Origin of the sequence: Paraburkholderia sp. IMGN_8, from assembly GCF_038050405.1 — a bacterium.
In the GTDB taxonomy this organism is placed as follows: Bacteria; Pseudomonadota; Gammaproteobacteria; order Burkholderiales; family Burkholderiaceae; genus Paraburkholderia.
This window is the reverse complement of sequence record NZ_CP150900.1, coordinates 3,320,456-3,346,375: the sequence shown is the minus strand read 5'-3', so window position 1 is coordinate 3,346,375 and position 25,920 is coordinate 3,320,456. Positions and strand designations below refer to the sequence as shown.

Sequence of the window (25,920 nt, the reverse complement as noted above, 5' to 3'; positions counted from 1 at the left end):
CCGCTGCGCGAGCCGGGTCTTCAACGTTACGACGACTGGAGCGCGGTTGAATCGACACTCCGGAAAAAATATTTTTGAGCACGGGCATAAGCGTTCGCTTCAATGTGCTTAACCCGCGCTCGACCCGGTTAGCCGGCCGGGTTGTCGTCGTCCGGCGGGGTCGCTGCGCCACTGCCGGGCGCGCCGAGGATGCTGATCTGGAACGTCGGGGTCGCTGCCAGCGATTGCAGCGCAGCGTCTTCCGGGATGTGTTCGAACAGCGGCAGAATCACCGAGCCGCCGATCACCGCGCGCCGGCCGTTGTCGGCCGGGCGTAAGCCCCACACGTCCTGATAGACGACCGGGACCGCGACGCCGTTGCGGGTGGTGTTGCCGATGTACAGCATCACATGGCCGCCGATGTAGATCAGCGTGCGCAACGGTTCGCCGTGCTGTGCGAGATAGTCGAGCCGTTGCGCCGGCGTCGACGCGGACAGATCGATCATGCGTCCGGCGCTCATCTGCGTGGACGAATGGCGCGGCAGCCACACGCCGAACACCGCGAAAATGCTTTGGAGTTCCGACGAACAGTCGTTGTAGAGCCCGCTATTGCCCCAGCCATACGGCCGCCCGATCAGCGTCTTCATCAGCATCGCCAGATGACGCGGCGTGGCGGCGAGCGGTATCGGGGCGATCTGTGCTTCGCTCAACTGGGCAGTGCGGATAATTGCGTGGCCTTCCACGTCGCGAGCAGGGACGAAGAGCTTGCGGGAGGCGGGCTGGCCGGCATTTTCGGTGGCGATTGAGTTCGCGTTTGCGGTTTTACCGGCGGGTCGCGCGGCGTTTTCAGGCGCGAGCGGCAGTAGCGTGCCGGCCGGCGCGCCGAAGCGGAATACGCCGTGGCTGTCGCGCACCGGTGCCGAGGCGACCGTCACCGCGCCCAGCGATTTACGGGTGGCCGCGCGCCACGTGTCGACAAAGGTGTCGTCGGTCATGCCGACGCCGTCGCTGCGGACCCAGCCCTGCACGTCGGGCGTCTGCACGTATGCCCACGCACCGTCGACGCTGCTGCCCAGCACATACAGCGGCGTGCCCGGGCGCGCCGCCGAGATTTGCAGGTTGTCGAACGGATAGCCTTCGCCGGCCAGACGGTGGTCGTAGAACGACGGGTCTATGGTCGGCAGTTCGCGCACCATCAGATTGCCGGTGGCGATCGCGCGGCGCTCAGGCTTATAGACGGGCGCCTGCTCGAACTGGCCGATGTCCATGTTTTGCGCAATCGCGTCGATCCACGCCTTGTCGTGAGGCCGGTAATTCTCGCCGTAGCCGATGTCCGTGCCGGTCTTGCCGGTGTTGTCGAACTTGACGATCCGACGCTGCTGCAGCGCGGCAATGTCGGCGCCTTGCTGGCGATAGACACGCATGCTCACATAAGCGGAATTCCATGGCGACGGCGCAGTCGTGCCGGTGCCGAAGTAGCGTGCGTAGAGCGCCTTGAAATGCGCCTGCTGATCGGCGGGACTCAGGAACGGCTGGTCGTAACCGGGACTGTCCGGTTCGAGCCAGTGATCGACGTTCTGGTCGTAATGGGCGATCGGGAACAGCGCGATGGGTTCGGCTGGCGCGTGTGCCTCGTGGGTCGGCGCGGGATTGCTGCAGGCCGCGAGGGCTGTGCACAGCGCGGCGGCGTAGAGGGCGCGCCGCACGTTGGCATGGGCGGTACGCCGTGCGGCGCGGCGGGCGGCCGGCAACACGGTGGCAAGGCGGGACAGGACGGCGGCAGGCATGGGTTCGACGGGCATGGTCAAAAAGGGGGCCAAGAGTTCGATGATACGGTGTCGAGCGACAGGCTAGGCTGTTGATGCCTGTGCGATTGCATAGAATCAACAGTGGACGCTTTCTCACGCTTACTGTAACCGTCAATAGCGGCTGCACGATACTGCACTTCACGTACTTGAAGCGTCGCGCGCGGCGTGCGTTCCGATACACTCGCTTTCACATTCAACCGCTCGCCTTGAACTGTTCATTCAGGGCCGCACAATCAGGAGATCACTCATGCGAACCAGCGCACGCAATCATTTCGCCGGCGAAGTGGCCGACGTCAAACACGGTGCAGTGAACGACGAAGTCACGCTGCGCACCCCGGACGGTCTCGAGATCGTCGCGATCATCACGCACGGCAGCGCGACTTCTCTCGGACTCGCGGCGGGCAAGCCGGCGTTCGCGCTGATCAAGGCATCGTCGGTGATCGTGATGGTCGACGTGACGAAGAGCCAGGTGTCGGCACGCAATTGCATCGCCGGGACGGTGTCGGCGGTGACGAAGGGCGCGGTGAATTCGGAAGTGACCATTGTGGCGGGCGGCGCGCAGATCGCCGCGATCATCACCAACGAAAGTGTCGACCGCCTCGGTCTCGCGAGCGGCAAGGCCGCGACGGCGATCTTCAAGGCATCGAGCGTGATTGTCGGCGTCGATCAGTGATTGACGTATCGCGTGTTGTTCGTCCGCGTAAGGCCCGAAGCAGATAGCGCGGAAAGAGGGCGGCATGCGCAACCGCGCGTGCCGTGAACGAAATAGCGGCTTGCTTTACACTGCATGCCTTGCTTGTTCCTCTTTCCGCTTTCACCACGGACACCGTCATGTTCGAAGTTTCCTCCGCTTCGCATCTGCCCAAAGCCGCGCAATACGAAGAACTGGTTGCCCAGGCGCGCGCGCTTCTCGCCGACGAAACCGACTGGATCGCCAATGCAGCGAATTTTTCGGCGCTCGTGTTTCATTCGTTGAGCGATCTGAACTGGGCCGGTTTTTACTTCCACGATGGCCGCGAACTCGTGGTCGGACCGTTTCAGGGCAAGCCCGCATGCGTGCGCATCGCGCTCGGCAAGGGCGTGTGCGGTACTGCCGCGCAGACTCGCCGAACGCAAGTCGTGAGCGACGTGCATGAGTTTCCCGGTCATATCGCCTGCGATTCCGCTTCGCAATCGGAAATCGTCGTGCCGCTCGTCGCCCCGGACGGCACGCTGATCGGCGTGTGGGATGTCGATAGCCCGATCGTCGCACGCTTCGACGAAGAAGATGCGAAGGGAATGGAAGCGCTCTGCGCGGTGTTTGTCGAAGCTGCGTTGCCGCGTGCGCCGTCGGCGTCTTAAGAAGGGCTGACGACGCGCCCGCGTTGTCGCCGCCGACCTGGTGTCTTTCCGCGCGTGGGCTAGAGGCACTAGATGTACCTCTTGCGATGAGGCCGCGGACCTCGTCCCGCTATCGCTCTCTCCACTCAGCGTTTGCGCGGATGAGCGAGGAAGAAACGCAGCATTTCGGCTGCCGCATCAGGGCCCGATGGGTCCGTGTATGAACCGCGCTGACTGCCGCCCGCCCATGCATGGCCGGCGCCGTGAATCGACCAGTACTCCGCTTCGACGCCGTTCGCGGCGCTGAGCCGTTGCACCGTGCAGCCGCGCTGGCCGTTTGCCGCGCGCGCAGGCACGCGGACGGTCGTGGTGCCGGCGTCGAAGCCTGCTACGAGCTCAATGGCATTCGAAGGATGCACGGTCGAGTCCGCATCGCCATGGAACACGATGAGCGGGCGCTGCGGCTCCCTGCGCGGACGGTTGCGGCGCGCCTTGCCGCCCTTCATGGCGGCGAGCGCCGAGGGCAGGCCCTTCGCGCATCCGTATGCGAGGCCCGAATGCACGCAGGCTGCTGCGTACAGGTCGGGCGACGTCTTCAGCATGATGTCCGCCATCGCGCCGCCCGCCGATAAACCCGCCACGTACACCCGCGCAGGATCGACGCGATAGCGCGCCATCACTTCACGCGTGATGCCGGCGATCAACGAAGGCTCGCCCTGATCGCGCTGCTGGTCGACGGGCTTGAACCAGTTCCAGCATTTCGAATGATTGGCAGCCTGCGATTGATTCGGATACACGACGATGAAACCATGACGTTCGGCCATTTCGTTCATGCGAGTGCCGGCCGCGAAGTCGTTGGCGTTTTGCGTGCAGCCGTGCAGCATCACGATCAGCGGCAACGGTTCGCTTTTGTAGACGGCCGGCACGTAGAGCTTGTATTGGCGTTGGCCTGCGCCGTTGCTGAAGTTGTGCGTGCTGAAGATGCCGGGTGTGCCGGCATCGACCGTGTACTCGGCTGGAGTGTGAGGCGCGGGCTCGGCTTGCGTTTGAGCTCGCGCCCAGGCGTGCGCTCGATCCTTCGCACTTTGGGGCGTGTGCGGTGCCGGCGTTTCCGCAGCTCTGGCCGCGCCGCCGGCGAGCGCGCGCTGAACCGCGGCGGCCGCTTCCTTCGGGCCCGCCGTACGCAACAGCTCGAAGGCTTCTTTCATGGAGTTCAGAAAATCTTCGTTCAGCTTCATGCGCGTAGTCCGTTGCGTTGTCTTGCGTTGTGCGTGGTTGATTCTGGCAATGAGTCTGGCAATGAGTCTGGCAATGAGTCTGGCAATGAGTCTGGCAATGAGTCTGGCAATGAGTCAGGCGATGAGTCAGGCGATGAGCCGGACGATCAGCCACGTCAGGCGCGCCTAGCTAATGCGGCCGGCGAGTGCAGCCTTGACCGCGGGCGACGCGTGAAAAGCGCCGAGCACCACCACTGATGCGATCGTGGCCGCCGCGAGTTCCGCCGGCACATCGGCCGCGATGCTGGCGAGGCCGAGCACATGAATGTCCAGTCGTTCGTTCGCGGCCTGTGCCGCTTCGAGGTCCTGCCGCGAGAAGTGCTGCAAGCCGAGCACCATCGCGCGCCGGGTCACCGTTTCCGTGACGACCTGCGCGTGCGCGGCGAGCTGGTTGCGGATCGCCGTACGAATCAGGTCAGTGCGGTTCGAGTAAAAACCCTCTTCGACCAGTAAATCGATCTGGCCCAAGTCGACCGGGCCGAGGTTGATGGTGATTTTTTCGGTCTCGCCGCCTTTCGGACGCGAGGTGTCGATCAGTTTGAGTTTGGTCATTTATACTCCACACAACATCCCAATACCATCTAATGGGATGGTTATAGGCGCATCTTGCTGCCACGTCAACGAAGAAATTAGGGGGAGGAGCGGATTGTCTTCGCGTGAAGATGCCGGCGAACCGGGATGCCGGCGAGGTCGTGCAGTCATGAACATGGCGATTGCCAGATCAACGCGCTGCCGACGCGACAAGGGAGGGCGGGTCAGCCTCGTCTGAGACCGACCCGTTGCAGCGTGAAATTACGCCTGAGGATCCGTGCTGTCTGTTGCCTGAGTATTGTCGGCGTTGTCTTCCTTCTCGCCTTCCTTCTTTTCGACCAATGACTCCAGTGCGCCGGCGCCTTCAAAGCCGGCAACAGCTGCGATGCCTTTCGTCAGCAGACCCGCTTCCGGATCGACTTTTTCCGCTGCTTCAACGGCTGCTACCGCGCCCGCGATCTTACCTACTTCATCCAGAATTCCCATGCCGCCCTCCGTTGAGTAAAAAGTGAGGCTTCATCTTCGCACGAACTTCTACGCTCTGCCGCGAAAACTCAAACCGATCTTAACCATTTGCCACGACGCCAATTGTCCGCGACGCATACCGCGAAGGGCTGGCGATAGGCCAATCCGTATGAGCAAACCGGCTCGCGTGGATGTCGAGCGCACAGATGGGCGCATATGCGGCTACGGATTTATACGGGCGGTGCGTGGAAAGGTGTCGTCGTGTCGTAGCGGAGTCAGGCTAACCTAAGGCCGCCTTCGGGCGGCTTTTTTGTCGCATAAAGCAAGGCATGACGGGATGCGAAAGACGGCCAGCCGGGACGCAACGCGGTATAGTGTTTGGAAAAACGTGCCCGGGGGTTCCTCTAGGGGATCAAGATGGGCGAACTCTTTTACTACTTGAGCGCCGCGATGGTCGGCGGCGGTTTCGGAACAAGTGGAATCTTCGGTCAGATGTTTCTATGGAGTGGGCTCATTCTGATCGCCGCGTCATTCGCGTTCAAGGAAGGAGACTGACAGGCGCGAACCGGACTCGCCGAATGGCTCGATGCCGATATTGCGGCATGCGCACCGCTTTTGCATTGATTCACGCGCGCTTCCGTACAATTCGGCGCATCCAAAAAGATATAGCCGGCCGCAAATCTCGGCCGACTGTGCCAGCGCCGTTTCTCCACAATGACGATCTTACTCAAGTGACAGTGGGAGAGAGAGCCGATCCATCGCGTGTATCACTAGTTACATCAAAACTATGTCGTACTGCTCCTGGCTCAAATTCGACTCCACCTGCAACGACACCGGTTTGCCGATGAAATCGATCAGCATCGCCAGATGCTGTGACTCCTCTTCAAGAAACAGATCGATCACCGGCTGCGACGCCACGACGCGAAACTCCCTTGGATTGAACTGCCGCGATTCGCGCAGAATCTCGCGCAGCACGTCGTAGCACACCGTACGCGGCGTCTTGACCTGTCCCTTGCCTTGGCAAACCGGGCAGGGCTCGCACAACACGTGCGCGAGCGATTCGCGTGTGCGTTTGCGCGTCATCTCCACCAGCCCAAGCTGCGAGAAACCATTCACCGTCACGCGTGTGCGATCGCGCGACAACGCCTTCTTCAATTCGCCGAGCACCTGCTCCCGATGCTCGACGTTTTCCATATCGATGAAGTCGATGATGATCACGCCGCCCAGGTTGCGCAGCCGCAATTGCCGCGCGATCGTGTGCGCGGCTTCGAGGTTGGTCTTGAAGATCGTATCGTCGAAGTTGCGCGCGCCGACGTAACCGCCGGTGTTCACGTCGATGGTGGTCATCGCTTCGGTCTGGTCGATCACCAGATAGCCGCCGGATTTCAGATCGACGCGGCGTGACAACGCGCGCTGGATCTCCGCCTCGATGTTGTACAGATCGAAGAGCGGCCGCTCGCCGGTGTAGTGATGCAGCTTCGACGATACCGCCGGCGTGAACTCCGCTGCGAAGTCGGCGAGCATCTGGTAGGTCTCGCGCGAGTCGACCTGAATGCGCGAGGTTTCGTCATTGACGAAATCGCGCAGCACGCGTTGCGCGAGATTCAGGTCCTGGTACAGGAGGCTGGTAGGCGGCATGCGCTGGCCTTGCGACAGAATCGTCGCCCACGTCTTGCGCAGATACGCGACGTCGCCGGCCAGTTCTTCGCTGGTGGCATCTTCGGCGATGGTGCGCACGATGTAGCCGCCTTTCTCATCGGCGGGCAGCACGGCCGTCAAACGCGCGCGTACCGCTTCGCGTTCGGCTTCGCTCTCGATCTTCTGCGAAATGCCGATATGCGGTTCCTGCGGCAGATACACCAGCGTGCGCCCGGCGATGCTCACTTGCGTGGACAGCCGCGCGCCCTTGGTGCCGATCGGATCTTTCACGACCTGCACCATCAGCGTCTGGCCTTCGAACACGATCTTTTCGATCGGCTGATGCGGCGTCTGATGCTGCGGTTCACCGGCAATGCGCGGATGCCAGATATCGGCTACGTGCAGAAACGCGGCGCGTTCCAGACCGATGTCGATGAAGGCGGATTGCATGCCCGGCAACACGCGGACGACCTTGCCGAGATAGACATTGCCGACGCGGCCGCGCGACAGCGTTCGTTCGACGTGAAGTTCCTGGACGGCGCCTTGCTGGACGAGCGCGACGCGCGTTTCCTGCGGCGTGACATTGATCAGGATTTCTTCATTCATGATGTTATTTTAGAAGTCGATGCGCGCTGCACGCAGGAGGGCAGCGGTTTCAAAAAGCGGCAAACCCATGATACCTGAATAGGACCCGTCGATATGCTCGATAAACTCGGCGGCGCGTCCTTGCACACCATATGCGCCCGCCTTGCCGAGCGGCTCGCCGCTCGCGGCATAGCGGCGCACCGCGTCGGCGTGCAGTGCAGCAAAGCGTACCTTCGACACCGATAGCGCGGCGGGTAGCAACATGCCCTCTGCGTCGACCACGGCAACGGCGGTCAGTACTTCGTGATCGCGGCCGGCGAGGCGCGTGAGCATCGCGAATGCGTCGTCGGCGTCGATTGGCTTGCCGAGGATCGCGTCGTCGATCGAGACGGTTGTATCTGCAACCAGGATCGGCTGCGCGGTATGCTCGCCGGCCACGAGGCGCGCGCGCGCGGCATGTGCTTTGGCAATGCAGACGCGCTGCACGTAGTCGCGCGCGCGCTCGCCGGGCAGCTCGATTTCGAGCGCTTCAGCATCTTCATCGGGGCGCGGCAGCAGCAGTTCGAAGCGCACGCCGAGTTGTTGCAACAACTCCTGGCGGCGCGGACTTTGAGAGGCGAGGTAGACGAGCGGGTGCAGCGTGGCGGCAGGCGTTGGCATGGACAGGTCTCGATGAAGCGAATTGCATGAACGCGCGATGCGCTCGCCATTCACGCGTCAATGAACGCGCCGACAAGCGCAGCAGCGGGCAACGAGACTGGAAACGCGCGATCTGTCAGCAGCCTCGTTCGCTCACGCGCGGTGATAGGGGTGATTTTGCGTGATGGTCCACGCGCGGTAAAGCTGTTCGGCGAGCAGCACACGGACCATCGCGTGCGGCAGCGTCAGGCTCGATACACGCAGCAGCATATCGGCCCGTGCCTTCAGATCGGGATCGAGCCCGTCGGCGCCGCCGATCAGAAACGCTACGTCGCGGCCGTCCTGCTGCCAGCCGGGCAGGGCGCCGGCAAGCTGCATCGTGGTCCAATCTTTGCCGCGTTCATCGAGCGCGACGATGCGCGCGTTCTTCGGCAACGCGGCTTCGATCCTCTGCCGCTCGGCGGCCATGACGCTTTCCGCAGGCCGCCCCGACGACCGCTGCTCGGGCTTGATCTCGCGCAGCTCGATGCGCAGCTCGGGCGGCATGCGCTTCGCGTATTCGTCGAAGCCGGTAGCGATCCAGTCCGGCATCTTGTGGCCGACGGCGAGGATGTGCAGTTTCATCACAGATGTAATCGCGGACTACGCAGTGTGCCAGTCACCGCGCGCTTAACGGCGGCGTGCCGGCGCCTTGCGTGCGGGCTTCGCCGCCGGTGCTTCGTCTTCGTCCTCTTCGTCGAGCGGTTCGCTTGCGTGCGCGCCGCCGAACGGGCTCGGCGCCGACAGCTTGAGGCGCACCGGCTTGTCGCCCCAGATTTCTTCGAGGTTGTAGTACTGGCGCAGCGCCGGTTGCAGGATGTGCACGATCGCGTCGCCGCAATCGACCAGCACCCATTCGCCGATGTCCTCGCCCTCAGTACTGACGATGTCGCCGCCGGCTTCCTTGACGTTCTCGCGCACGCTGGAGGCGAGCGCTTTGGTCTGGCGGTTCGAGGTGCCGCTCGCGACGATCACGCGATCGAACAGGGCGGTCAGGTGGCTGGTGTTGAACACCTTGATGTCTTGCGCTTTCACGTCTTCGAGAGCGTCGACGATCACGCGTTGCAGTTTGCGAATATCCATAGGGTTACCGGTGGTACAGATGATGTTGAAGAATATAGTCCCACACCGCAGTGGGGACATGGCTCGCGGCCTGTTCCTGCTGTTCGTCGCCCATGTGGGCGAGCCGTTGGGTCACCTGTTCGCGCAGATGCGCGCGAATGTCGGTGGCCGAGACGTTGAACGCAAGCGTCGTATCGATCAGCAAGTGGCCGCAGGGCGTAGCTTGCAGAACGTCGGCGCGGGCACGGCGCGCGTCGATTTCTCGGGCGACCACGGGCGGAATCGATGCGAGGTCGAAACCGGGACGCGTGGCTGCGCAGATGTGCGCGAAGTCGAACAGGCGCCGCCAGTCGTGCCATGTGTCGAGATGCACCAGTTGATCCGCGCCGATCAGGAGCGCAATCGACGCTTCCTGACCTTCGCGTTCACGCCAGCGCTGCAGCGTGTCGATCGTATATGTCGGGCCGTCGCGATCGATTTCGTCGGTCGCGACGCGCACCGTGACGCCCGGCAGCACCAACGCGCTTGCCGCGGCGCGCGTCATCGCGAGCCGGTGAACGGCCGCCGACACGTCCGATTTCTGCCACGGCTGGCCGGCCGGCAGCAGCACCAGTTCAGTCAGTTGCAGCACGTCGGCGAAACGCCGCGCGAGCGCGAGATGGCCGTCGTGGATCGGATCGAAAGTGCCGCCGAGCAGGCCGATCCGGCGAGGCAGGGTGGCAGGATGAGCGTTCGGCTTCAGGTGAAGATCCTTTGTCGTGACGATTCAAGTGCGGTGCGGGCGCGAGCCCGTCACACCCACTCGCGCGGCACGAGAAAATCGCTGTAAAGACGTGCTTCCGGCGTGCCCGGCTCGGGCTGCCAGTTGTAGCGCCAGTTCACCACAGGCGGCATCGACATCAGAATCGATTCGGTGCGTCCACCGCTCTGCAGCCCAAACAGTGTGCCACGGTCGAAGACCAGATTGAACTCGACGTAGCGGCCGCGCCGGTACGCCTGGAAATCGCGCTCGGCCTGGCCGTACGGAATGTTGCGGCGCTTTTCGATGATCGGCATATACGCTTTGAGGAACGCGTCGCCGACGCTTTTCAGCATCGCGAACGATTGATCGAAGCCCGGCGCCGAAAAATCGTCGAAGAAAATCCCGCCGATGCCGCGCGGTTCGTTGCGGTGCTTGAGGAAGAAATACTCGTCGCACCAGCGCTTGAAACTCGGGTAGAGGTCCGCGCCATAAGGCTGCAACGCGTCGCGGCAGACACGATGAAAATGCTGCGCGTCTTCCTCATAACCGTAGTACGGCGTCAGATCCATGCCGCCGCCGAACCAGAACACCGGCTCTTCGCCCGCTTTGGTCGCGATCAGCAGACGCACGTTCATATGCACGGTCGGGCAGTGCGGATTGTGCGGGTGCAGCACGAGCGACACGCCCATCGCTTCGAAGCCACGGCCCGCCAGTTGCGGACGCGCCGCGCTCGCCGAGCCGGGCAAGGCGTCGCCGGCGACATCCGAGAAACCGATGCCGGCGCGCTCGAAGAACTTGCCGCCTTCGAGGATTCTCGTGCAGCCGCCGCCGCGCAGCTTTTCGCCGGGGGCGCGTTGCCACGCGTCGGTGGCGAACGGCGTACCGTCGAACGCGCCGAGCGTGTCCGCGATATGCGTTTGCAAGCCTTGCAGCCAGCTACGCACGGCCTGTGCGTCATAGCTCGAATCGGTCATGAATGCAGGTGCTGAGGGCGGCACGCTTGTCGCGCCGCGAGTTCTTTGTGAAGGGCGGCCGGCGTTCTTCGGGTAGTCCGGAGAATGCGCGGCGGTACGGTTGTTCGGGAATTGGCGCCCGCATGGTGCGGCGGGCTCCGGAACAGCCGCTGAAAACCCGCAGTGTAGCGCCGATGGCGCCACCCGCGGGCGAGCGGGGGTGTGGCTTAGTGCTTGCCTTCGGTCTTGGCGTCGTGCTTGCGGTTCAACGCGCGGTAGCCGATGTCGCGGCGATACTGCATGCCGTCGAACGAGATCTGGTTGATCGTCTCGTACGTGACCGACTGCGCGCTACGCACCGAATCCGCCAGACCGACCACGCAAAGGACGCGGCCACCCGAGGTGGTCAGCTTGCCGTCGGCGAGCGTGGTGCCGGCGTGGAACGTGACCGAATCGACGGTTTCGGCCGGGATATCGCTGATCCGGTCGCCCTTGCGCGGCGTGTCCGGATAGTTGTACGCGGCCAGCACCACGCCGAGCGCGGTACGGCGGTCCCATTCCAGTTCGATCGTATCGAGCGTGCCGGCGATCGCCTGCTCGACCACCTTCGAGAAGTCGCCCTTCAGGCGCGCCATGATCGGCTGCGTTTCCGGGTCGCCCATGCGGCAGTTGAATTCGAGCGTTTTCGGGTTGCCTTGTGCGTCGATCATCAGGCCCGCATACAGGAAACCGGTAAAGCGGATGCCTTCCTTCTCCATGCCACGCACAGTCGGCAGGATGATTTCACGCATCACGCGCGCATGCAGTTGGGGCGTGACGATCGGCGCGGGCGAATAAGCGCCCATGCCGCCGGTGTTCGGACCCTGGTCGCTATCGAGCAGGCGCTTGTGGTCCTGGCTCGAGGCGAGCGGCAGCACATGCTTGCCGTCCACCATCACGATGAAGCTCGCTTCTTCGCCGGCGAGGAATTCCTCGATCACGACGCGCGCGCCCGCGTCGCCGAGCTTGTTGTCCGACAGCATCATGTCGACCGCGGCGTGCGCTTCATCCAGCGTTTGCGCGACTACCACGCCCTTGCCGGCGGCAAGGCCGTCGGCCTTGATGACGATCGGCGCGCCCTTGGCGTCGAGATACGCGTGCGCGGCGGCGACGTCGGCGAAGGTTTCGTATTCGGCGGTTGGGATCGCGTGGCGCTTCATGAACGCCTTGGCAAAATCCTTCGAGCTTTCGAGTTGCGCGGCTTCCTTGCTCGGTCCGAAAATCTTCAGGCCGCGCGAGCGGAACAGGTTGACGATACCCGCGGCGAGCGGCCCTTCCGGCCCGACCAGCGTGAAGGCGATCTGTTCTTTCTCGACAAAATCGGCGAGCGCGGCCGGCTCGGTGATGTCGATATTGCGCAGACGCTCGTCCTGGGCGGTGCCGCCGTTGCCGGGAGCAACGTAGACGATTTGGACCCGCGGCGATTGCGCGAGCTTCCATGCGAGCGCATGTTCGCGACCGCCGGAACCGACGACGAGTAACTTCATGTGAATCCCCGAGACTTAAAAACCATAAACGGCTGACGCAATGCGCTCAGCCGTGGAATAACAGCGAGGTTCGCAATAGGCCTGCAGCCAGGTGGCGGCGCAGGGCCGATAGCGAACCCGGGTGGAAGCGGTGCGGAAGGGCACAAACAAGCGCCCGCTCAGCAGCAACGCGAGGGCCGGCCGGCGGCGTGGCGCGGTTCGATGCGAACCCGCGCGCTGCCGGGGCACGCTCATTCGTCGGCGATCGCGGCGTTTGTATAGACTTCCTGCACGTCGTCCAGATTCTCCAGCGCGTCGAGCAGCTTCTGCATTTTCACGGCGTCCTCGCCGGTGAATTCGACTTCCGTCTGAGGTTTCATCGTCACCTCGGCGAGTTCTGCCTTAAAGCCCGCGGTTTCGAGCGCGGTCTTCACCTTCGGGAAATCGTTCGGCGGGCACAGCACTTCGATACTGCCGTCTTCATTCGTGACGACGTCTTCAGCGCCGGCTTCGAGCGCGGCTTCCATCAGCCTGTCTTCCGGCGTGCCGGGCGCGAACAGGAACTGGCCGACGTGATCGAACATGAACGACACCGAGCCGTCCGTGCCCATGTTGCCGCCGTTCTTCGAGAACGCGTGACGCACTTCCGCCACCGTGCGCGTGCGGTTGTCGGTCATCGTATCCACGATCACCGCCGCGCCGCCGACGCCGTAGCCTTCGTAGCGGATTTCTTCATAGCTTGCGCCGTCGACGCCGCCCACGCCACGCTGGATCGCGCGGTTGACGTTATCTTTCGGCATGTTGGCGTCGTACGCCTTTTCGACGGCGAGCCGCAGACGCGGATTCGAGTCGATGTCGCCCCCGCCCATGCGGGCCGCAACCTGGATTTCCTTGATGAGCCGCGTCCAGACCTTGCCGCGCTTGGCGTCGGCCGCTGCTTTCTTATGCTTGATGTTGGCCCATTTCGAATGACCCGCCATACCTTTCTCCATCGCGCGCGCCAGCGGGGCGCACGCATAGTGCAATTGTCGTTGCGATGTCGGGCGCTTGCGAACGCGCGCCTCGATGTCAGACGGTTTCAGCTTGCTAAAACGCCCGGTGATACCCGGTTATGCCCGCTACTGCCGCCCGGTTATGTCCTGGTTATGTCCATTACGCCCGGCTAGCGAGACCGAAGTTGCAGCACGGTTGGGACGGGGCGGTGCGGCCAGCGGGCTGAAAACACCGCGCCGGTCCCGGCAAGCCCCGCGTAAAGGCGCGATGCGCCAGGCAGTTGTGCAAGTTGAGCCTGAGTCGCTCTTTGAGCGGATTCGAATTTTATCATGCCGCGGGGGTGCGGCAGGGGGGAGAGGCGCGGGAAAGTGCGCGGTGGCGGCGTTTTCCGCACGCCGCCTGCGCTCTTTTCAAGCCGCTTTCAGTTTTTTGTACCGAACAGGCGGTCGCCGGCGTCGCCGAGACCCGGCACGATGTACGCGTGCTCGTTCAGATGCGAATCGAGCGACGCGATGTACAGTTTGACGTCCGGGTGGGCGTTCTGGAACACCTGCACGCCTTCTGGCGCGGCTACCAGCGCGAGGAAGAGAATGTTCTCGCCGGCCACGTTGCGGCGCTTGAGCACGTCCACCGCGTGCACGGCCGAATAGCCGGTTGCGACCATCGGATCGCACAGAATGAACACGCGGTCTTCCAGGTCCGGCAAGCGCACCAGATATTCGACCGGGCGATGATCTTCGGCGCGATACACGCCGATGTGGCCGACGCGCGCGGACGGCACCAGTTCCAGCAGCCCATCCGACATGCCGATACCGGCGCGCAGCACCGGCACGATCGCCAGTTTCTTGCCGGCGATCACCGGCGCGTCGATCTCGACCAGCGGCGTGGTGATGCGGCGCGTGGTCATCGGCAGGTTGCGGGTGATTTCGTAGCCCATCAGCAGCGTGATTTCGCGCAGCAGTTCGCGGAACGTGCGGGTGGAGGTGTCCCGGTCGCGCATGTGCGACAGCTTATGCTGGATCAGCGGGTGATCGAGGATGAAGAGATTGGGAAAACGGCTGTCCTGGGTCATGGCGAGGGCGCGCAAGCGGCGGCAAGAGGGATCGGAGATCGGGTTGGCGGCTCTCGCCGGCCGGAAATCCGGCCGGTGGGCACGCTACGGCTGCAAGTTTACCGAAAGAGTGCCGCCGGAAGATACCGGAGATTGCGGCCACCTGGCGCAGTCCGGCACCGATTCTTCTAGAATCGGGGGAAACTTTGCAACCAGCGGCTAAGACTTCGCCACAAGGAGACGCACATGGACATGGGAATCGCAGGACGCACCGCGCTGGTTTGCGCGGCCAGCAAGGGATTGGGGCGCGGCTGTGCGGAAGCGCTCGCCGCCGAAGGCGTCAACCTGACGATCGTCGCGCGCACCGCCGAGACGCTCGAGGCGACCGCTGCCGAGATCCGCAAGCTAAGCGGCGTCGAGGTCAAGGCCGTGGCGTGCGACATCACCACGCCCGAGGGCCGGGCGGCGGCGCTCGCCGCCTGTCCGCAACCGGACATTCTGGTCAACAACGCAGGCGGTCCGCCGCCGGGCGACTTCCGCAACTTCACGCACGAAGACTGGATCCGCGCGCTCGAGAGCAACATGCTGACGCCGATCGAACTGATCCGCGCGACCATCGACGGGATGAGCGCGCGCGGCTATGGGCGCATCGTCAACATTACGAGTTCGGCGGTAAAGGCGCCGATCGACGTGCTGGGTTTGTCGAACGGCGCGCGCTCGGGGCTGACCGGCTTCGTCGCGGGACTCGCGCGCAAGGTTGCGCCGACGGGTGTGACGATCAACAACCTGCTGCCGGGCCTGTTCGATACCGACCGCATCGCGACCACTGTCGCGGCGCAGGCCGAGGCGCAAAACATCTCCGTCGACGAAGCGCGCAAGCAGCGCATGAAGTCGATTCCCGCCGGCCGTTTCGGCAATCGCGACGAATTCGGCCGCGCCTGCGCGTTCCTGTGCAGCGTGCATGCCGGCTACATCACCGGCCAGAACTGGCTGATCGATGGCGGCGCTTATCCGGGCACGTTCTGACCGGCCTGCTTTCATCATCACAACAACGACAATCACAACGGTTCAGGAGTCTTACGTCATGACCACCCGCATTGCGCTGATCGCGCACGATCACAAGAAGGACGACATCGTCAAACTGGCCGGCGAATACGTCGATACGCTCAGGCGCTGCGACATCATCGCCACCGGCACGACCGGCACGCGCATCGGCGACGCGCACGGCTTGACGGTCGAGCGCATGTTGTCCGGCCCGCATGGCGGCGACTTGCAGATCGGCGCGCAACTCGCCGAAGGACGCGTGGACATGGTGATTTTTCTGCGCGACCCGATGACGCCGCAACCGCACGAACCGGACATCAACGCGCTCGTTCGTGCGTGCGACGTGCACAACATTCCCTGCGCCACCAATATTTCGACCGCGCGGATGATTCTCGACGTGCTGACCTTGCGTCTCACGCAGCAGGTCTGAACGCGCGGTTGCTTCACGATCAGGATCAAACTCAACCATGAGCCAGGGAGACGTGATGGTCAAAGCGATTCGATTCGATAAAACCGGCGGCCCGGAAGTGATGAAATGGGTCGACGTCGAAGTGGGGGAGCCGGGTGCGGGCGAGATCCGCATCAAGCAGAATGCGGTCGGCCTGAACTACATCGACGTATATTTCCGCACGGGCTTGTATCCGCTGCCTTTGCCGGGAGGCCTCGGCATGGAAGCGGCCGGTGTGGTGACGGCGGTCGGCTCGGGCGTGACCAGTCTTAAAGCAGGCGATCGTGTTGCGTACGTCGCGCGTCCGCCCGGCGCGTATACGCAGGAGCGCGTCCTGCCGGCGGCGCAAGTCGTCAAGGTGCCGGACGCGTTGAGCGACGAGCAGGCGGCGTCCGTCATGCTGCAAGGGCTGACCGCGCAATACCTGCTGCGCCGCACGTATCCGGTGAAGGCCGGCGACACGATCCTGATCCAGGCCGCGGCGGGCGGCGTCGGCTTGCTGGTTTGCCAGTGGGCGAAGGCGCTCGGCGCAACGGTGATCGGCACGGTCGGTTCCGATGAAAAGGCCGAGGTCGCCAAGGCGCACGGCTGCGACCACGCGATCGTCTACACGCGTGAGAACTTCACCAGGCGCGTGCGCGAGATCACCAACGGCGCGGGCGTGCCGGTGGTGTACGACTCGATCGGTAAAGACACGTTTACGGCATCGCTCGATTGCCTTGCGCCGCTTGGCATGTTCGTGAGCTTCGGCAATGCGTCGGGGCCGTTGCCGCCGATCGATTCTTCGGAATTCGCCGGGCGTGGTTCGCTGTTCTTCACGCGCCCGACGCTCTTCACCTATATCGGCAAGCGCCACGATTACGAGGCGATGGCCGCCGAGCTGTTCGACGTATTGGTGTCGGGCAAGGTGAAAACGAGTATCAACCAGCGCTATGCGCTTGCGGATGTCGGCCAGGCGCACGCCGATCTCGAAGGCCGCCGCACGACAGGGTCGACGATTCTGCTGCCGTGAGCGTCATGACTTAGGGTCTGTTCACATGTGAACAGACCCTAAGCGCGCTGTAGCGCTGCCGATATAAAAAACCACGCTGCTTTTACTCGTGCGGCAACGGGCGGCGAGACTCGCGTCAAAACCCGCTATCCCAAGGCGCACCGGCATAAGGCCGTTCCACTTCACGGTGGAGCGGCCTTTTCCGTTTACGCGATTTTTACACGCGCTCCGACATCTTTGACCAGGCCTTTACGCGGTTCGGCATAACGTTCGATCTATCCAAAGTCCGTGTATGGAGAAAAAAATGGATGTGCTGTATGTCGGGGGGCTGGTGCTGTTTTTCGCGCTGACCTTTGCATTGATCGCCGGCTGCGAGAAGTTGATGCAGTTCCGCCGTGGCCAGGGAGCGCGCTCATGAACTGGATCCTCTGGTTATCAGGCGCGGCCACCGCGCTGCTGTTCGCTTACCTCGTTTATGCGCTGCTGCGCGCGGAGGACATTGAATGAACTCGAACAATGTCCTGCAAGCGGGGCTTTTCATCGTCGTGCTGCTGGCTGCCGCAGTGCCGATGTCCCGCTACCTGAGCGGTGTGATGGACGGCAGCTCGCGCGTGGTCCGTTTCGGCGGTCCAATCGAGCGGCTGCTATATCGCATCGCGGGCGTCGATCCGTCGACGGAAATGGGCTGGAAGCACTACGCCATCGCCACGATCGCGTTCAACGCGCTCGGCGCGCTGTTCCTTTACGTGCTGTTGCGCGTGCAAGGCTGGCTGCCGGGCAATCCGCAGCAGTTCGGCCCGATGACGGTCGACGGTGCGTTCAATACGGCGGTCAGTTTCGTGACCAATACGAACTGGCAGGATTACACGCCTGAACAGACCGTCGGCTATCTGACGCAGATGCTCGGCTTCACCGTCCAGAACTTCTTCTCCGCAGCCACCGGCATCGTGGTGGTGATCGCGCTGATTCGCGGCTTCGCGCGTCACACCGCGCAAACCATCGGCAATTTCTGGGTCGATCTCACGCGTGTGACGCTCTATGTGTTGCTGCCGATGTCGGCGATCATCGCTGCGTTGTTGATGAGCCAGGGTGTGATCCAGAACTTCAAGTCGTATGAGGACGTACCGACGCTGCAAACCACGACGTACGCCGCACCGAAGCTCGATGCGCAAGGCAATCCGGTGAAGGATGCCAAGGGCAATCCGGTGACGGTCGATACGCCGGTGAAGACGCAGACCATCGCGATGGGCCCGGTTGCTTCGCAGGAAGCGATCAAGATGCTCGGCACCAACGGCGGCGGTTTCTTTAACGGCAACTCGGCGCATCCGTACGAAAACCCGACGCCGTTCTCGAACTTCCTGCAGATCTTCTCGATGCTGATCATCCCCGCGTCATTGGCCCTCGTGTTCGGCCGGATGATCGCGGACCGCAAGCAGGGCGTGGCCGTGCTCGCGGCGATGACGATCGCGTTCGGCGTGTGCGTGTTTGGCGAGATCGGCGCGGAGCAGGCGGGTAACCCGGCGTTCACCGCGTTGCATGTCGATCAATCGGCGAACGCGTTGCAGTCGGGCGGTAATGCGGAAGGCAAGGAAACGCGCTTCGGTATCGCGCAGTCGGGCATCTTCACCGTGGCGACCACGGCGGCTTCGTGCGGCGCGGTGGCCAACACGCACGACTCGCTGACGCCGATCGGCGGCCTCTATCCGATGCTGCTGATGCAACTCGGCGAAGTGATCTTCGGCGGCGTGGGTTCCGGTATGTACGGGATGCTCGTGTTCGCGCTGCTGGCAGTGTTCGTGGCGGGCCTGATGATCGGCCGCACACCTGAATACGTCGGCAAGAAGATCGAAGCGTACGAGATGAAGATGGTGTCGATCGTCGTGCTGCTCACGCCGCTGCTGGTGCTGGTCGGTACCTCGATCGCGGTGCTGACCGAGGCGGGCAAGGCGGGTATTGCCAACCCTGGCGCGCACGGCTTCTCCGAAATACTCTACGCGTTTAGTTCGGCCGCCAACAACAACGGCAGCGCGTTTGCCGGCCTGACTGTGAGCACGCCGTTCTACAACTGGCTCACGGCCATCGCGATGTGGTTCGGCCGCTTCGGCACGATCATCCCGGTGCTGGCGATCGCCGGTTCCCTCGCCGCGAAGAAACGCATCGGCGTGACCGGCGGCACGCTGCCGACTCATGGCCCGCTGTTCGTCGTGCTGTTGCTCGGCACGGTGCTGCTGGTCGGTGCGCTGACTTATGTGCCCGCGCTCGCGCTCGGTCCTGGTGTCGAACATCTGATGATGATGGGCGCCCATTGAGGCGGCCCTCACGAACCAGCGAGCGAACAGGCTTAAGTCACGCGATAACGGGAAATTCGAGGATTCAATGACTGAACATAATGCAACCAGGTCCATGTTCGACCCGGCGCTGCTGCGCCCGGCGATCGTGGACTCCTTCAAAAAGCTCACGCCGCGCACGCAGTTCCGTAATCCGGTGATGTTCTGCGTGTATGTCGGCAGCATTCTGACGACCATTCTCTGGATCGCCGCGCTCGGCGGCCAGGCCGAGGCGCCCGCGGGCTTCATTCTCGCGGTCACGTTATGGCTGTGGTTCACGGTGCTGTTCGCGAACTTCGCGGAAGCGCTTGCCGAAGGCCGTTCGAAGGCTCAGGCGGCGTCGCTGCGCAGCGCGAAGAAAGACGTGATGGCCAAGAAGCTCAACGAGCCGCATCCAAAGTCGCCGATCCGCATTCTGACGGCGTCCGATCTGCGTAAAGGCGACGTCGTGCTGGTCGAAACCGGTGACGTGATTCCGGCCGACGGCGAAGTGATCGACGGTGTCGCGTCGGTTGACGAATCGGCGATCACGGGTGAATCCGCGCCGGTGATCCGCGAATCGGGCGGCGACTTTTCGTCGGTGACGGGCGGCACGCGCGTGCTGTCGGACTGGATCGTCGTGCGTGTGACGGCGAATCCGGGCGAGGCGTTCCTCGACCGCATGATCGCGATGGTCGAAGGCGCGAAGCGTCAGAAAACACCGAACGAAATCGCACTGACGATTCTGCTGGTCGCGTTGACGATCGTGATGCTGCTGGCTACCGCCACGCTGCTGCCGTTCTCGATGTTCTCCGTCGAAGCCGCGAAAGCCGGACACGTGGTCACGATTACCGCGCTGGTCGCGCTGCTGGTGTGCCTGATTCCGACCACCATCGGCGGGCTGTTGTCGGCGATCGGCGTGGCGGGCATGAGCCGGATGATGCAAGCCAACGTGATCGCCACATCAGGCCGCGCCGTGGAAGCGGCCGGCGACGTCGACGTGCTGTTGCTCGACAAGACCGGCACGATCACGCTCGGCAACCGCCAGGCTTCGACCTTCGTGCCGGCGCCCGGTTTGACCGAAGAAGCGCTGGCCGATGCCGCGCAGCTTTCGTCGCTCGCCGACGAAACGCCGGAAGGCCGCAGCATTGTCGTGCTGGCTAAACAACGCTTCAATATCCGCCAGCGCGACATGGCGTCGCTGCATGCCGAATTCCTCGGCTTCACCGCGCAAACGCGGATGAGCGGTGTCGATCTGCCGAACCGCGAGATCCGCAAGGGCGCGGCCGATGCGGTGAAGAACTACGTCGAAGCCAACGGCGGGCGTTTCCCGACGGAAGTCAGCAACTCGGTCGCTGAAGTCGCACGCCGCGGCAGCACGCCGCTGGTGGTCGCCGAGAAAAGCGAGCAGGGCGCGCGCGTGCTCGGCGTGATCGAGCTGAAGGACGTGGTCAAGGGCGGCATCAAGGAACGCTTCGCCGAACTGCGCAAGATGGGCATCAAAACCATCATGGTGACCGGCGACAACCGTTTGACCGCCGCAGCGATTGCCGCTGAAGCAGGCGTCGACGATTTCCTCGCCGAAGCCACGCCGGAAGCGAAGCTCGCAACGATCCGCGCGCACCAGGCCGAAGGGCGGCTGGTCGCGATGACCGGCGACGGCACCAACGACGCCCCGGCGCTCGCGCAGGCCGACGTCGCGGTAGCGATGAACACCGGCACGCAGGCGGCGAAGGAAGCCGGCAACATGGTCGACCTCGATTCGAATCCGACCAAGCTGATCGAGATCGTCGAGATCGGCAAGCAGATGCTGATGACGCGCGGCTCGCTCACGACCTTCTCGATCACCAACGACGTCGCCAAGTACTTCGCGATCATTCCGGCTGCGTTCGCGACGACCTATCCGGCACTGAACGCGCTGAACGTGATGCATCTTGCGACGCCGGCTTCCGCGATCATGTCGGCGGTGATTTTCAATGCGCTGATCATCGTGCTGCTGATTCCGCTGGCGCTCAAAGGCGTGCGTTATCGCGCGCTCGGCGCCGCGATCCTGCTGCGCCGCAATCTGCTGATCTACGGTTTGGGCGGGATCATCGTGCCGTTCATCGGCATCAAGCTGATCGATATGGTGCTGGCCGCGTTCGGCTGGGTTTGAGAACCGCGAGTCGGAAAGCCATTAAAAGGAATTGCCAATCATGAAAAATCTGTTCCGTCCGTTGATCGTGATCTTTGCGGTGCTGACCGCCGTTACCGGACTTGCCTACCCCGCCGTGATGACCGTTGTCGGTCAGGCGGCCTTCCACGATCAGGCCAACGGCAGCATGCTCGAGCAGGACGGCAAAGTGGTCGGCTCGAAGCTGATCGGCCAGCAGTTCGACGCGCCGCAGTACTTCTGGGGACGTTTGTCGGCGACCAGCCCGATGCCGTATAACCCGCAGAATTCGGGCGGCTCGAACCTTGGGCCGACCAACCCGGCGCTGACCGATGAAATCAAAGGCCGCATCGACGCGCTGAAGGCCGCCGGCACGGATATGTCGAAGCCGGTGCCGGTCGATCTGGTGACGTCCTCAGGCAGCGGTCTCGATCCGGAGATCAGCCCGGCGGCCGCTGCGTATCAGATCGAGCGCGTGGCGAAAGCGCGTAAGCTTGCGCCGAACGACGTGCAGGCACTGGTCGAGCGTTATACGAGCGGCCGCCAGTTCGGCGTTCTGGGCGAGGCGCGCGTGAATGTGCTGCAACTGAACCTGGCGCTGGATCAGATGAAACAAGGTTAAACGCTGTTGTTCGCAAAGGCGGCGTCCGCGTGACGCCGCCTTTGCCATTTGCGGCCCGGCCGCTACCGTGCCACCATGTACGCACCAGCGCTCGCCTTACTATGAAAACCATTGAGCATGAACCGCCCCGATCCTGACGAATTGCTCGACAAACTGCAACGCGACGAAGAGAAACGTCAGCGGGGCAAGCTGAAGATTTTTTTCGGTGCGTCGGCCGGGGTCGGCAAGACCTATGCGATGTTGCAGGCCGCGCGGCGCCGTCTCGATGAGGGCGCGGACGTGGTCGTCGGCATTGCGGAGACGCATGGCCGCGAGGAAACCGCCGTGCTGCTCGACGGCCTCGACGTGCTGCCGCTCATGCAAATCGAGTATCGTGGCCGCAAGCTCGGCGAGTTCGATCTCGACGCCGCGCTCGCCCGCAAGCCGCAACTGATTCTGGTCGACGAACTCGCGCATTCGAACGTGCAGGGCGCACGGCATCTGAAGCGCTGGCAGGACGTCTACGAGCTGCTCGACGCGGGCATCGACGTCTACACGACGGTCAACGTCCAGCACCTCGAAAGCCTGAACGACGTGGTCGGGCAGATCACCGGCATTCGCGTCTGGGAGACGGTGCCGGACCGCGTGTTCGATCGCGCCGACGAAGTGACGCTGGTCGACCTGCCCGCCGAGGAACTGCTCGACCGGATGCGCGACGGCAAGGTGTATTTGCCGCAGCAGGCCGAGCGCGCGGTGCGTAACTTCTTTCGCAAGGGCAATCTGATTGCGCTGCGTGAACTCGCATTGCGCCGTACCGCAGATCGCGTCGACGCGCAGATGCGTGAGTATCGCGCGGACCGGTCGATCCAGCGGATCTGGCAGGCGCGTGAACGCTTGCTGGTGTGTGTCGGTCCCGGCCCGGAAGCGCCGACGCTGGTGCGGGCCGCGGCGCGTCTCGCTGCAAGCTTGAGAGCCGACTGGATCGCTGTGTATGTCGAAACGCCCGCGCTGCAGCGTTTGCCCGACGCGCGTCGCGAACGCACGCTGAACGCGTTGAAGCTCGCCGCCGAACTCGGCGCGGAAACGGCGACGCTTGCCGGCACCGATGCGGTCGCTGCCTTGATCGGCTATGCGCAGGCGCGCAACGTGTCGAAGCTGGTCGCGGGTGCATCGTCGCGCACGGGCGCGATGCGCTGGCTGCACCGCCCGCTTGGCGAGTGCATCGCCGAGCGCGCGGGCGACCTCGATCTCACGTTGATCCGCGCGTCGTCGGAGCGCGATGGTGGCGAGCATCGCACGTTGCTGAACACTACCGCGAACGCGTGGCGCGAGGCATTGAGCGCGGCGCGCGAGCGCCGCTCGCCGCCGCGCGCCTACAGCTTTGCGTTGGCGATTTGCGCGGGTATCACGCTGCTGTCAAGCCAGCTGATCGATCATATCGATCTGACGAACCTCGTCATGCTGTATCTGCTCGGCGTGATCTTCACGGCCGTGAAACTGGGCCGCGGACCGGGTGTCGTGCTGTCGTTCCTGAGCGTCGCCGCATTCGATTTCTTCTTCGTGCCGCCGCGCATGTCGCTGTCGGTGTCCGACACGCAGTATCTGTTGACCTTCTTCGGCATGTTGTTGACCTCGCTCGTCATCAGCCATCTGACCTCGAGCTTGCGTCGCGAGGCGAGCGTCGCGCGGCGCCGCGAACAACGCACCGGCGCGATGTACGCGATGGCGCGCGAACTGGCTGCGGCGCTCGCGACCGAACAGATCGTCGGCATCGGCAGCCGGCACGTCAGCGAGGTGTTCGGCGCACGAGTCGCGATCCTGTTGCCGGACAGCGTCGATCAGGTGAAGCAGAAGATCGAAGACCCCGACGCGGCGATTACGCTCGACGGCGAGATGCTCGATATCGACGTCGGCCAGTGGGTCTACGATCAGCAGAAACCGGCTGGGCATGGCACCGATACGCTACCCGCCGCCGCCGCGCTCTATTTGCCGCTCAAGGCGCCGATGCGCACGCGCGGCGTGCTCGCGGTCGTGATGCGCGACGAGCGCGAACTCGACGTACCCGAACAGCAACGGATGCTCGATGCGTTCGCCGCGCAGATCGCGCTGGCGTTGGAGCGCGTGCATTACGTCGAAATCGCGCGCGACGCGCTGGTCAACATGGAGTCGGAGCGCCTGCGCAATTCGCTGCTGTCGGCGATCTCGCACGACTTGCGCACACCGTTGACGACGATCGTCGGCTTTTCGTCGATGCTCGCGCAGTCGCGTGAAGCTCACTCCGGCGCGCAACCCGGTGACGATCTGGTGGAAGCGATCCATGAGGAGGCGCTGCGCATGACCGGCATCGTCACGAATCTGCTCGACATGGCGCGCTTGCAGGCGGGCAGCTTGCAATTGAACCGGCAATGGACGCTGCTCGAAGAAACGGTCGGCGCTGCGTTGCGTGCCTGCAGGCGCGTGCTGGCGAATCATCCGGTGCAGGTGAAGCTGCCCGCGGACTTGCCGCTGCTGCACCTCGATGCCGTGCTGATGGAGCGGCTCTTCTCGAACCTGTTCGAGAACGCCGCCAAATACACGCCAGCGGATACGCTTTTGACGATCGGCGCGCAAGTGATCGAGGAGGGCGGCAAGCAGTTCGTGCGCGTCACCGTCGACGATACCGGACCGGGTCTGCCCGCCGGCATGGAGGCGCGCGTGTTCGAGAAATTCACGCGCGGCGAGAAAGAGTCGGCCAAGCCGGGCATCGGGCTCGGCCTCGCGATCTGCCGCGCGATCGTCGATGCGCACGGCGGTACAATCGGCGCGCTCAACCGGATGAAGGCGGACGGTCACGTCGAAGGCGCGCGCTTCTGGTTCACGCTGCCGGTGGAAACGCCGCCCGCTGCGCCTGACTCGCTGGAAGACGAGGATATCGACGCGTCGGCCGCTGATTCGGCATCGGCATCGGCGGCGGCGGGCGGCGCGTCTGCGCCAGGCGAGCCGAACGCTCCGGCAGCGGAAACGCCGCTGCAACGGGAGCGGGCTGCCGCGGCGCCGCTCGAGTTCAATTCACCCCACCACCCGCTCTCCAAGCCTACCCATGAGTGACCCCAGCATCACCGTCGTTTTGATCGAAGACGAAAAGCAGATCCGCCGCTTCGTGCGCACGGCGCTGGAAGGCGAGGGCATCGTGGTGCACGACGCCGAGACCGGCAAGCAAGGTCTTGTGGAAGCCGCGACGCGCAAGCCCGATCTGGTGATCGTCGATCTCGGCTTGCCCGACACCGACGGTCTGGACGTGATCCGCGAACTGCGGGGCTGGAGCGAATTGCCGGTGATCGTGCTGTCGGCGCGCACCCAGGAAATCGAGAAAGTCGCCGCGCTCGACGCCGGCGCGGACGATTACCTCACCAAACCGTTCGGCGTCTCCGAACTGCTGGCGCGGATTCGCGCGCATATGCGGCGGCGCAACCACGGCGGCGCCAACGAATCGCCGCAGGTGCGTTTCGGCGCGGTCACCGTCGATCTGGCCTTGCGTCAGGTGAGCCGCGACGGTGCCGCGGTCCATCTGACCCCGATCGAATACCGCCTGCTCGCGACGCTGGTGCGTCACGCCGGCCGCGTGCTGACGCACCGGCAACTGCTGCGCGACGTATGGGGGCCGTCGCATGTCGAAAGCCATCACTATCTGCGCATCTATATGGCGCATCTGCGCGGCAAGCTGGAGCGCGATCCGGCGCAGCCCGAATATATCGTCACTGAAACGGGCGTCGGATACCGGCTGGTCGGGGCGGTGTGACGCTGTTCTGAGC

General features: G+C 63.6%; 26 protein-coding genes. 13 read left to right on the top strand and 13 right to left on the bottom strand.

The window, feature by feature from the left end:
• Window positions 1-128: 128 nt before the first annotated feature.
• On the bottom strand, window positions 129-1,781 hold the full coding sequence (locus tag WN982_RS15345) for an SH3 domain-containing protein (RefSeq protein WP_341312798.1): 1,653 nt from the start codon (window positions 1,779-1,781) through the stop codon (window positions 129-131).
• Between the two features lie 253 nt (window positions 1,782-2,034).
• On the opposite strand from WN982_RS15345, the gene WN982_RS15340 reads away from it, so the two are divergent.
• Both WN982_RS15340 and WN982_RS15335 read left to right on the top strand, forming a co-directional pair.
• A complete protein-coding gene (locus tag WN982_RS15340) occupies window positions 2,035-2,460 on the top strand; it encodes a TOBE domain-containing protein (RefSeq protein WP_341312797.1) in 426 nt (141 codons plus the stop codon).
• A 158-nt stretch (window positions 2,461-2,618) separates the two neighbouring features.
• Entirely contained in the window at window positions 2,619-3,128 is a 510-nt protein-coding gene (locus WN982_RS15335) for a GAF domain-containing protein (RefSeq protein WP_341312796.1), read from the top strand.
• Window positions 3,129-3,253: 125 nt separating this feature from the next.
• Here the strand turns inward: WN982_RS15335 and WN982_RS15330 are convergent, their stop codons facing one another.
• The 3 genes from WN982_RS15330 to WN982_RS15320 form a co-directional block, all read right to left on the bottom strand.
• Window positions 3,254-4,345 carry a PHB depolymerase family esterase gene (locus tag WN982_RS15330; RefSeq protein WP_341312795.1) on the bottom strand — a complete coding sequence of 364 codons (1,092 nt, stop codon included), beginning with the start codon at window positions 4,343-4,345 and terminating at the stop codon, window positions 3,254-3,256.
• Between the two features lie 165 nt (window positions 4,346-4,510).
• Window positions 4,511-4,936 carry a CopG family transcriptional regulator gene (locus WN982_RS15325; protein WP_341312794.1) on the bottom strand — a complete coding sequence of 142 codons (426 nt, stop codon included), beginning with the start codon at window positions 4,934-4,936 and terminating at the stop codon, window positions 4,511-4,513.
• A gap of 240 nt (window positions 4,937-5,176) precedes the next feature.
• Window positions 5,177-5,401 (bottom strand): hypothetical protein, encoded by a 225-nt coding sequence (locus WN982_RS15320; RefSeq protein WP_341312793.1) that lies wholly within the window; start codon window positions 5,399-5,401, stop codon window positions 5,177-5,179.
• 396 nt (window positions 5,402-5,797) lie between these two features.
• Here WN982_RS15320 and WN982_RS15315 point away from each other — a divergent pair, with 396 nt between their 5' ends.
• Window positions 5,798-5,935, top strand: coding sequence for a hypothetical protein (locus tag WN982_RS15315; RefSeq protein ID WP_165848045.1), 138 nt, complete (start codon window positions 5,798-5,800; stop codon window positions 5,933-5,935).
• A gap of 219 nt (window positions 5,936-6,154) precedes the next feature.
• Here WN982_RS15315 and rng read toward each other — a convergent pair whose 3' ends face one another.
• From rng to upp, 9 genes are all read right to left on the bottom strand, one after another.
• Window positions 6,155-7,624, bottom strand: coding sequence for a ribonuclease G (gene rng, locus WN982_RS15310; protein ID WP_341312792.1), 1,470 nt, complete (start codon window positions 7,622-7,624; stop codon window positions 6,155-6,157).
• Between the two features lie 9 nt (window positions 7,625-7,633).
• Window positions 7,634-8,263 (bottom strand): Maf family protein, encoded by a 630-nt coding sequence (locus tag WN982_RS15305; RefSeq protein ID WP_341312791.1) that lies wholly within the window; start codon window positions 8,261-8,263, stop codon window positions 7,634-7,636.
• Between the two features lie 132 nt (window positions 8,264-8,395).
• Window positions 8,396-8,866, bottom strand: coding sequence for a 23S rRNA (pseudouridine(1915)-N(3))-methyltransferase RlmH (rlmH, locus tag WN982_RS15300; protein ID WP_341312790.1), 471 nt, complete (start codon window positions 8,864-8,866; stop codon window positions 8,396-8,398).
• A 45-nt stretch (window positions 8,867-8,911) separates the two neighbouring features.
• Window positions 8,912-9,364, bottom strand: coding sequence for a ribosome silencing factor (rsfS, locus tag WN982_RS15295; RefSeq protein WP_341312789.1), 453 nt, complete (start codon window positions 9,362-9,364; stop codon window positions 8,912-8,914).
• 4 nt (window positions 9,365-9,368) lie between these two features.
• The gene (locus WN982_RS15290) at window positions 9,369-10,085 is read right to left on the bottom strand and encodes a nicotinate-nucleotide adenylyltransferase (RefSeq protein ID WP_341315803.1); all 717 of its coding nucleotides are present in this window, start codon (window positions 10,083-10,085) and stop codon (window positions 9,369-9,371) included.
• 50 nt (window positions 10,086-10,135) lie between these two features.
• Window positions 10,136-11,059 carry an oxygen-dependent coproporphyrinogen oxidase gene (gene hemF, locus WN982_RS15285; RefSeq protein WP_341312788.1) on the bottom strand — a complete coding sequence of 308 codons (924 nt, stop codon included), beginning with the start codon at window positions 11,057-11,059 and terminating at the stop codon, window positions 10,136-10,138.
• A 206-nt stretch (window positions 11,060-11,265) separates the two neighbouring features.
• Window positions 11,266-12,564, bottom strand: a complete 1,299-nt coding sequence (gene purD / locus WN982_RS15280) for a phosphoribosylamine--glycine ligase (RefSeq protein WP_341312787.1) — start codon at window positions 12,562-12,564, stop codon at window positions 11,266-11,268.
• 230 nt (window positions 12,565-12,794) lie between these two features.
• The gene (locus WN982_RS15275) at window positions 12,795-13,523 is read right to left on the bottom strand and encodes a YebC/PmpR family DNA-binding transcriptional regulator (protein ID WP_341312786.1); all 729 of its coding nucleotides are present in this window, start codon (window positions 13,521-13,523) and stop codon (window positions 12,795-12,797) included.
• Between the two features lie 434 nt (window positions 13,524-13,957).
• Complete coding sequence (upp, locus tag WN982_RS15270; protein WP_341312785.1) at window positions 13,958-14,608, bottom strand: uracil phosphoribosyltransferase; 651 nt, start codon at window positions 14,606-14,608, stop codon at window positions 13,958-13,960.
• Between the two features lie 225 nt (window positions 14,609-14,833).
• Between upp and WN982_RS15265 the strand changes: the two genes are divergently transcribed.
• The 10 genes from WN982_RS15265 to kdpE all read left to right on the top strand — a co-directional run bounded on the left by WN982_RS15265 (window position 14,834) and on the right by kdpE (window position 25,907).
• Window positions 14,834-15,613 (top strand): SDR family oxidoreductase, encoded by a 780-nt coding sequence (locus tag WN982_RS15265; RefSeq protein ID WP_341312784.1) that lies wholly within the window; start codon window positions 14,834-14,836, stop codon window positions 15,611-15,613.
• A gap of 58 nt (window positions 15,614-15,671) precedes the next feature.
• Window positions 15,672-16,061 carry a methylglyoxal synthase gene (locus WN982_RS15260; protein WP_115782284.1) on the top strand — a complete coding sequence of 130 codons (390 nt, stop codon included), beginning with the start codon at window positions 15,672-15,674 and terminating at the stop codon, window positions 16,059-16,061.
• A 55-nt stretch (window positions 16,062-16,116) separates the two neighbouring features.
• Window positions 16,117-17,091: a quinone oxidoreductase gene (locus WN982_RS15255; protein WP_341315802.1), complete on the top strand. Its 975-nt coding sequence runs from the start codon at window positions 16,117-16,119 to the stop codon at window positions 17,089-17,091.
• A gap of 283 nt (window positions 17,092-17,374) precedes the next feature.
• The gene (locus WN982_RS15250) at window positions 17,375-17,488 is read left to right on the top strand and encodes a hypothetical protein (protein WP_028196918.1); all 114 of its coding nucleotides are present in this window, start codon (window positions 17,375-17,377) and stop codon (window positions 17,486-17,488) included.
• Entirely contained in the window at window positions 17,485-17,577 is a 93-nt protein-coding gene (gene kdpF / locus WN982_RS15245; RefSeq protein WP_007583461.1) for a K(+)-transporting ATPase subunit F, read from the top strand. The genes WN982_RS15250 and kdpF overlap by 4 nt, the downstream gene beginning before the upstream one ends.
• On the top strand, window positions 17,574-19,379 hold the full coding sequence (gene kdpA / locus WN982_RS15240) for a potassium-transporting ATPase subunit KdpA (RefSeq protein ID WP_341312783.1): 1,806 nt from the start codon (window positions 17,574-17,576) through the stop codon (window positions 19,377-19,379). Before kdpF ends, kdpA begins: the two co-directional genes overlap by 4 nt.
• 67 nt (window positions 19,380-19,446) lie before the next feature.
• Window positions 19,447-21,531 (top strand): potassium-transporting ATPase subunit KdpB, encoded by a 2,085-nt coding sequence (gene kdpB, locus WN982_RS15235; RefSeq protein WP_341312782.1) that lies wholly within the window; start codon window positions 19,447-19,449, stop codon window positions 21,529-21,531.
• Between the two features lie 40 nt (window positions 21,532-21,571).
• Window positions 21,572-22,150, top strand: coding sequence for a potassium-transporting ATPase subunit KdpC (gene kdpC / locus WN982_RS15230; protein ID WP_341312781.1), 579 nt, complete (start codon window positions 21,572-21,574; stop codon window positions 22,148-22,150).
• Between the two features lie 117 nt (window positions 22,151-22,267).
• Window positions 22,268-25,216, top strand: a complete 2,949-nt coding sequence (locus tag WN982_RS15225; protein WP_341312780.1) for a DUF4118 domain-containing protein — start codon at window positions 22,268-22,270, stop codon at window positions 25,214-25,216.
• Window positions 25,209-25,907: a two-component system response regulator KdpE gene (gene kdpE / locus WN982_RS15220; protein ID WP_341312779.1), complete on the top strand. Its 699-nt coding sequence runs from the start codon at window positions 25,209-25,211 to the stop codon at window positions 25,905-25,907. The genes WN982_RS15225 and kdpE overlap by 8 nt, the downstream gene beginning before the upstream one ends.
• Window positions 25,908-25,920 lie beyond the last annotated feature (13 nt).

Excerpts from the sequence above, each read along its gene's own strand:
- WN982_RS15345 (WP_341312798.1), bottom strand. The coding sequence starts at position 1,781 with ATGCCCGTCGAACCCATGCCTGCCGCCGTCCTGTCCCGCCTTGCCACC.
- WN982_RS15340 (WP_341312797.1), top strand. The coding sequence starts at position 2,035 with ATGCGAACCAGCGCACGCAATCATTTCGCCGGCGAAGTGGCCGACGTC.
- WN982_RS15335 (WP_341312796.1), top strand. The coding sequence starts at position 2,619 with ATGTTCGAAGTTTCCTCCGCTTCGCATCTGCCCAAAGCCGCGCAATAC.
- WN982_RS15330 (WP_341312795.1), bottom strand. The coding sequence starts at position 4,345 with ATGAAGCTGAACGAAGATTTTCTGAACTCCATGAAAGAAGCCTTCGAG.
- WN982_RS15325 (WP_341312794.1), bottom strand. The coding sequence starts at position 4,936 with ATGACCAAACTCAAACTGATCGACACCTCGCGTCCGAAAGGCGGCGAG.
- WN982_RS15320 (WP_341312793.1), bottom strand. The coding sequence starts at position 5,401 with ATGGGAATTCTGGATGAAGTAGGTAAGATCGCGGGCGCGGTAGCAGCC.
- WN982_RS15315 (WP_165848045.1), top strand. The coding sequence starts at position 5,798 with ATGGGCGAACTCTTTTACTACTTGAGCGCCGCGATGGTCGGCGGCGGT.
- rng (WP_341312792.1), bottom strand. The coding sequence starts at position 7,624 with ATGAATGAAGAAATCCTGATCAATGTCACGCCGCAGGAAACGCGCGTC.
- WN982_RS15305 (WP_341312791.1), bottom strand. The coding sequence starts at position 8,263 with ATGCCAACGCCTGCCGCCACGCTGCACCCGCTCGTCTACCTCGCCTCT.
- rlmH (WP_341312790.1), bottom strand. The coding sequence starts at position 8,866 with ATGAAACTGCACATCCTCGCCGTCGGCCACAAGATGCCGGACTGGATC.
- rsfS (WP_341312789.1), bottom strand. The coding sequence starts at position 9,364 with ATGGATATTCGCAAACTGCAACGCGTGATCGTCGACGCTCTCGAAGAC.
- hemF (WP_341312788.1), bottom strand. The coding sequence starts at position 11,059 with ATGACCGATTCGAGCTATGACGCACAGGCCGTGCGTAGCTGGCTGCAA.
- purD (WP_341312787.1), bottom strand. The coding sequence starts at position 12,564 with ATGAAGTTACTCGTCGTCGGTTCCGGCGGTCGCGAACATGCGCTCGCA.
- WN982_RS15275 (WP_341312786.1), bottom strand. The coding sequence starts at position 13,523 with ATGGCGGGTCATTCGAAATGGGCCAACATCAAGCATAAGAAAGCAGCG.
- upp (WP_341312785.1), bottom strand. The coding sequence starts at position 14,608 with ATGACCCAGGACAGCCGTTTTCCCAATCTCTTCATCCTCGATCACCCG.
- WN982_RS15265 (WP_341312784.1), top strand. The coding sequence starts at position 14,834 with ATGGACATGGGAATCGCAGGACGCACCGCGCTGGTTTGCGCGGCCAGC.
- WN982_RS15260 (WP_115782284.1), top strand. The coding sequence starts at position 15,672 with ATGACCACCCGCATTGCGCTGATCGCGCACGATCACAAGAAGGACGAC.
- WN982_RS15255 (WP_341315802.1), top strand. The coding sequence starts at position 16,117 with ATGGTCAAAGCGATTCGATTCGATAAAACCGGCGGCCCGGAAGTGATG.
- WN982_RS15250 (WP_028196918.1), top strand. The coding sequence starts at position 17,375 with ATGGATGTGCTGTATGTCGGGGGGCTGGTGCTGTTTTTCGCGCTGACC.
- kdpF (WP_007583461.1), top strand. The coding sequence starts at position 17,485 with ATGAACTGGATCCTCTGGTTATCAGGCGCGGCCACCGCGCTGCTGTTC.
- kdpA (WP_341312783.1), top strand. The coding sequence starts at position 17,574 with ATGAACTCGAACAATGTCCTGCAAGCGGGGCTTTTCATCGTCGTGCTG.
- kdpB (WP_341312782.1), top strand. The coding sequence starts at position 19,447 with ATGACTGAACATAATGCAACCAGGTCCATGTTCGACCCGGCGCTGCTG.
- kdpC (WP_341312781.1), top strand. The coding sequence starts at position 21,572 with ATGAAAAATCTGTTCCGTCCGTTGATCGTGATCTTTGCGGTGCTGACC.
- WN982_RS15225 (WP_341312780.1), top strand. The coding sequence starts at position 22,268 with ATGAACCGCCCCGATCCTGACGAATTGCTCGACAAACTGCAACGCGAC.
- kdpE (WP_341312779.1), top strand. The coding sequence starts at position 25,209 with ATGAGTGACCCCAGCATCACCGTCGTTTTGATCGAAGACGAAAAGCAG.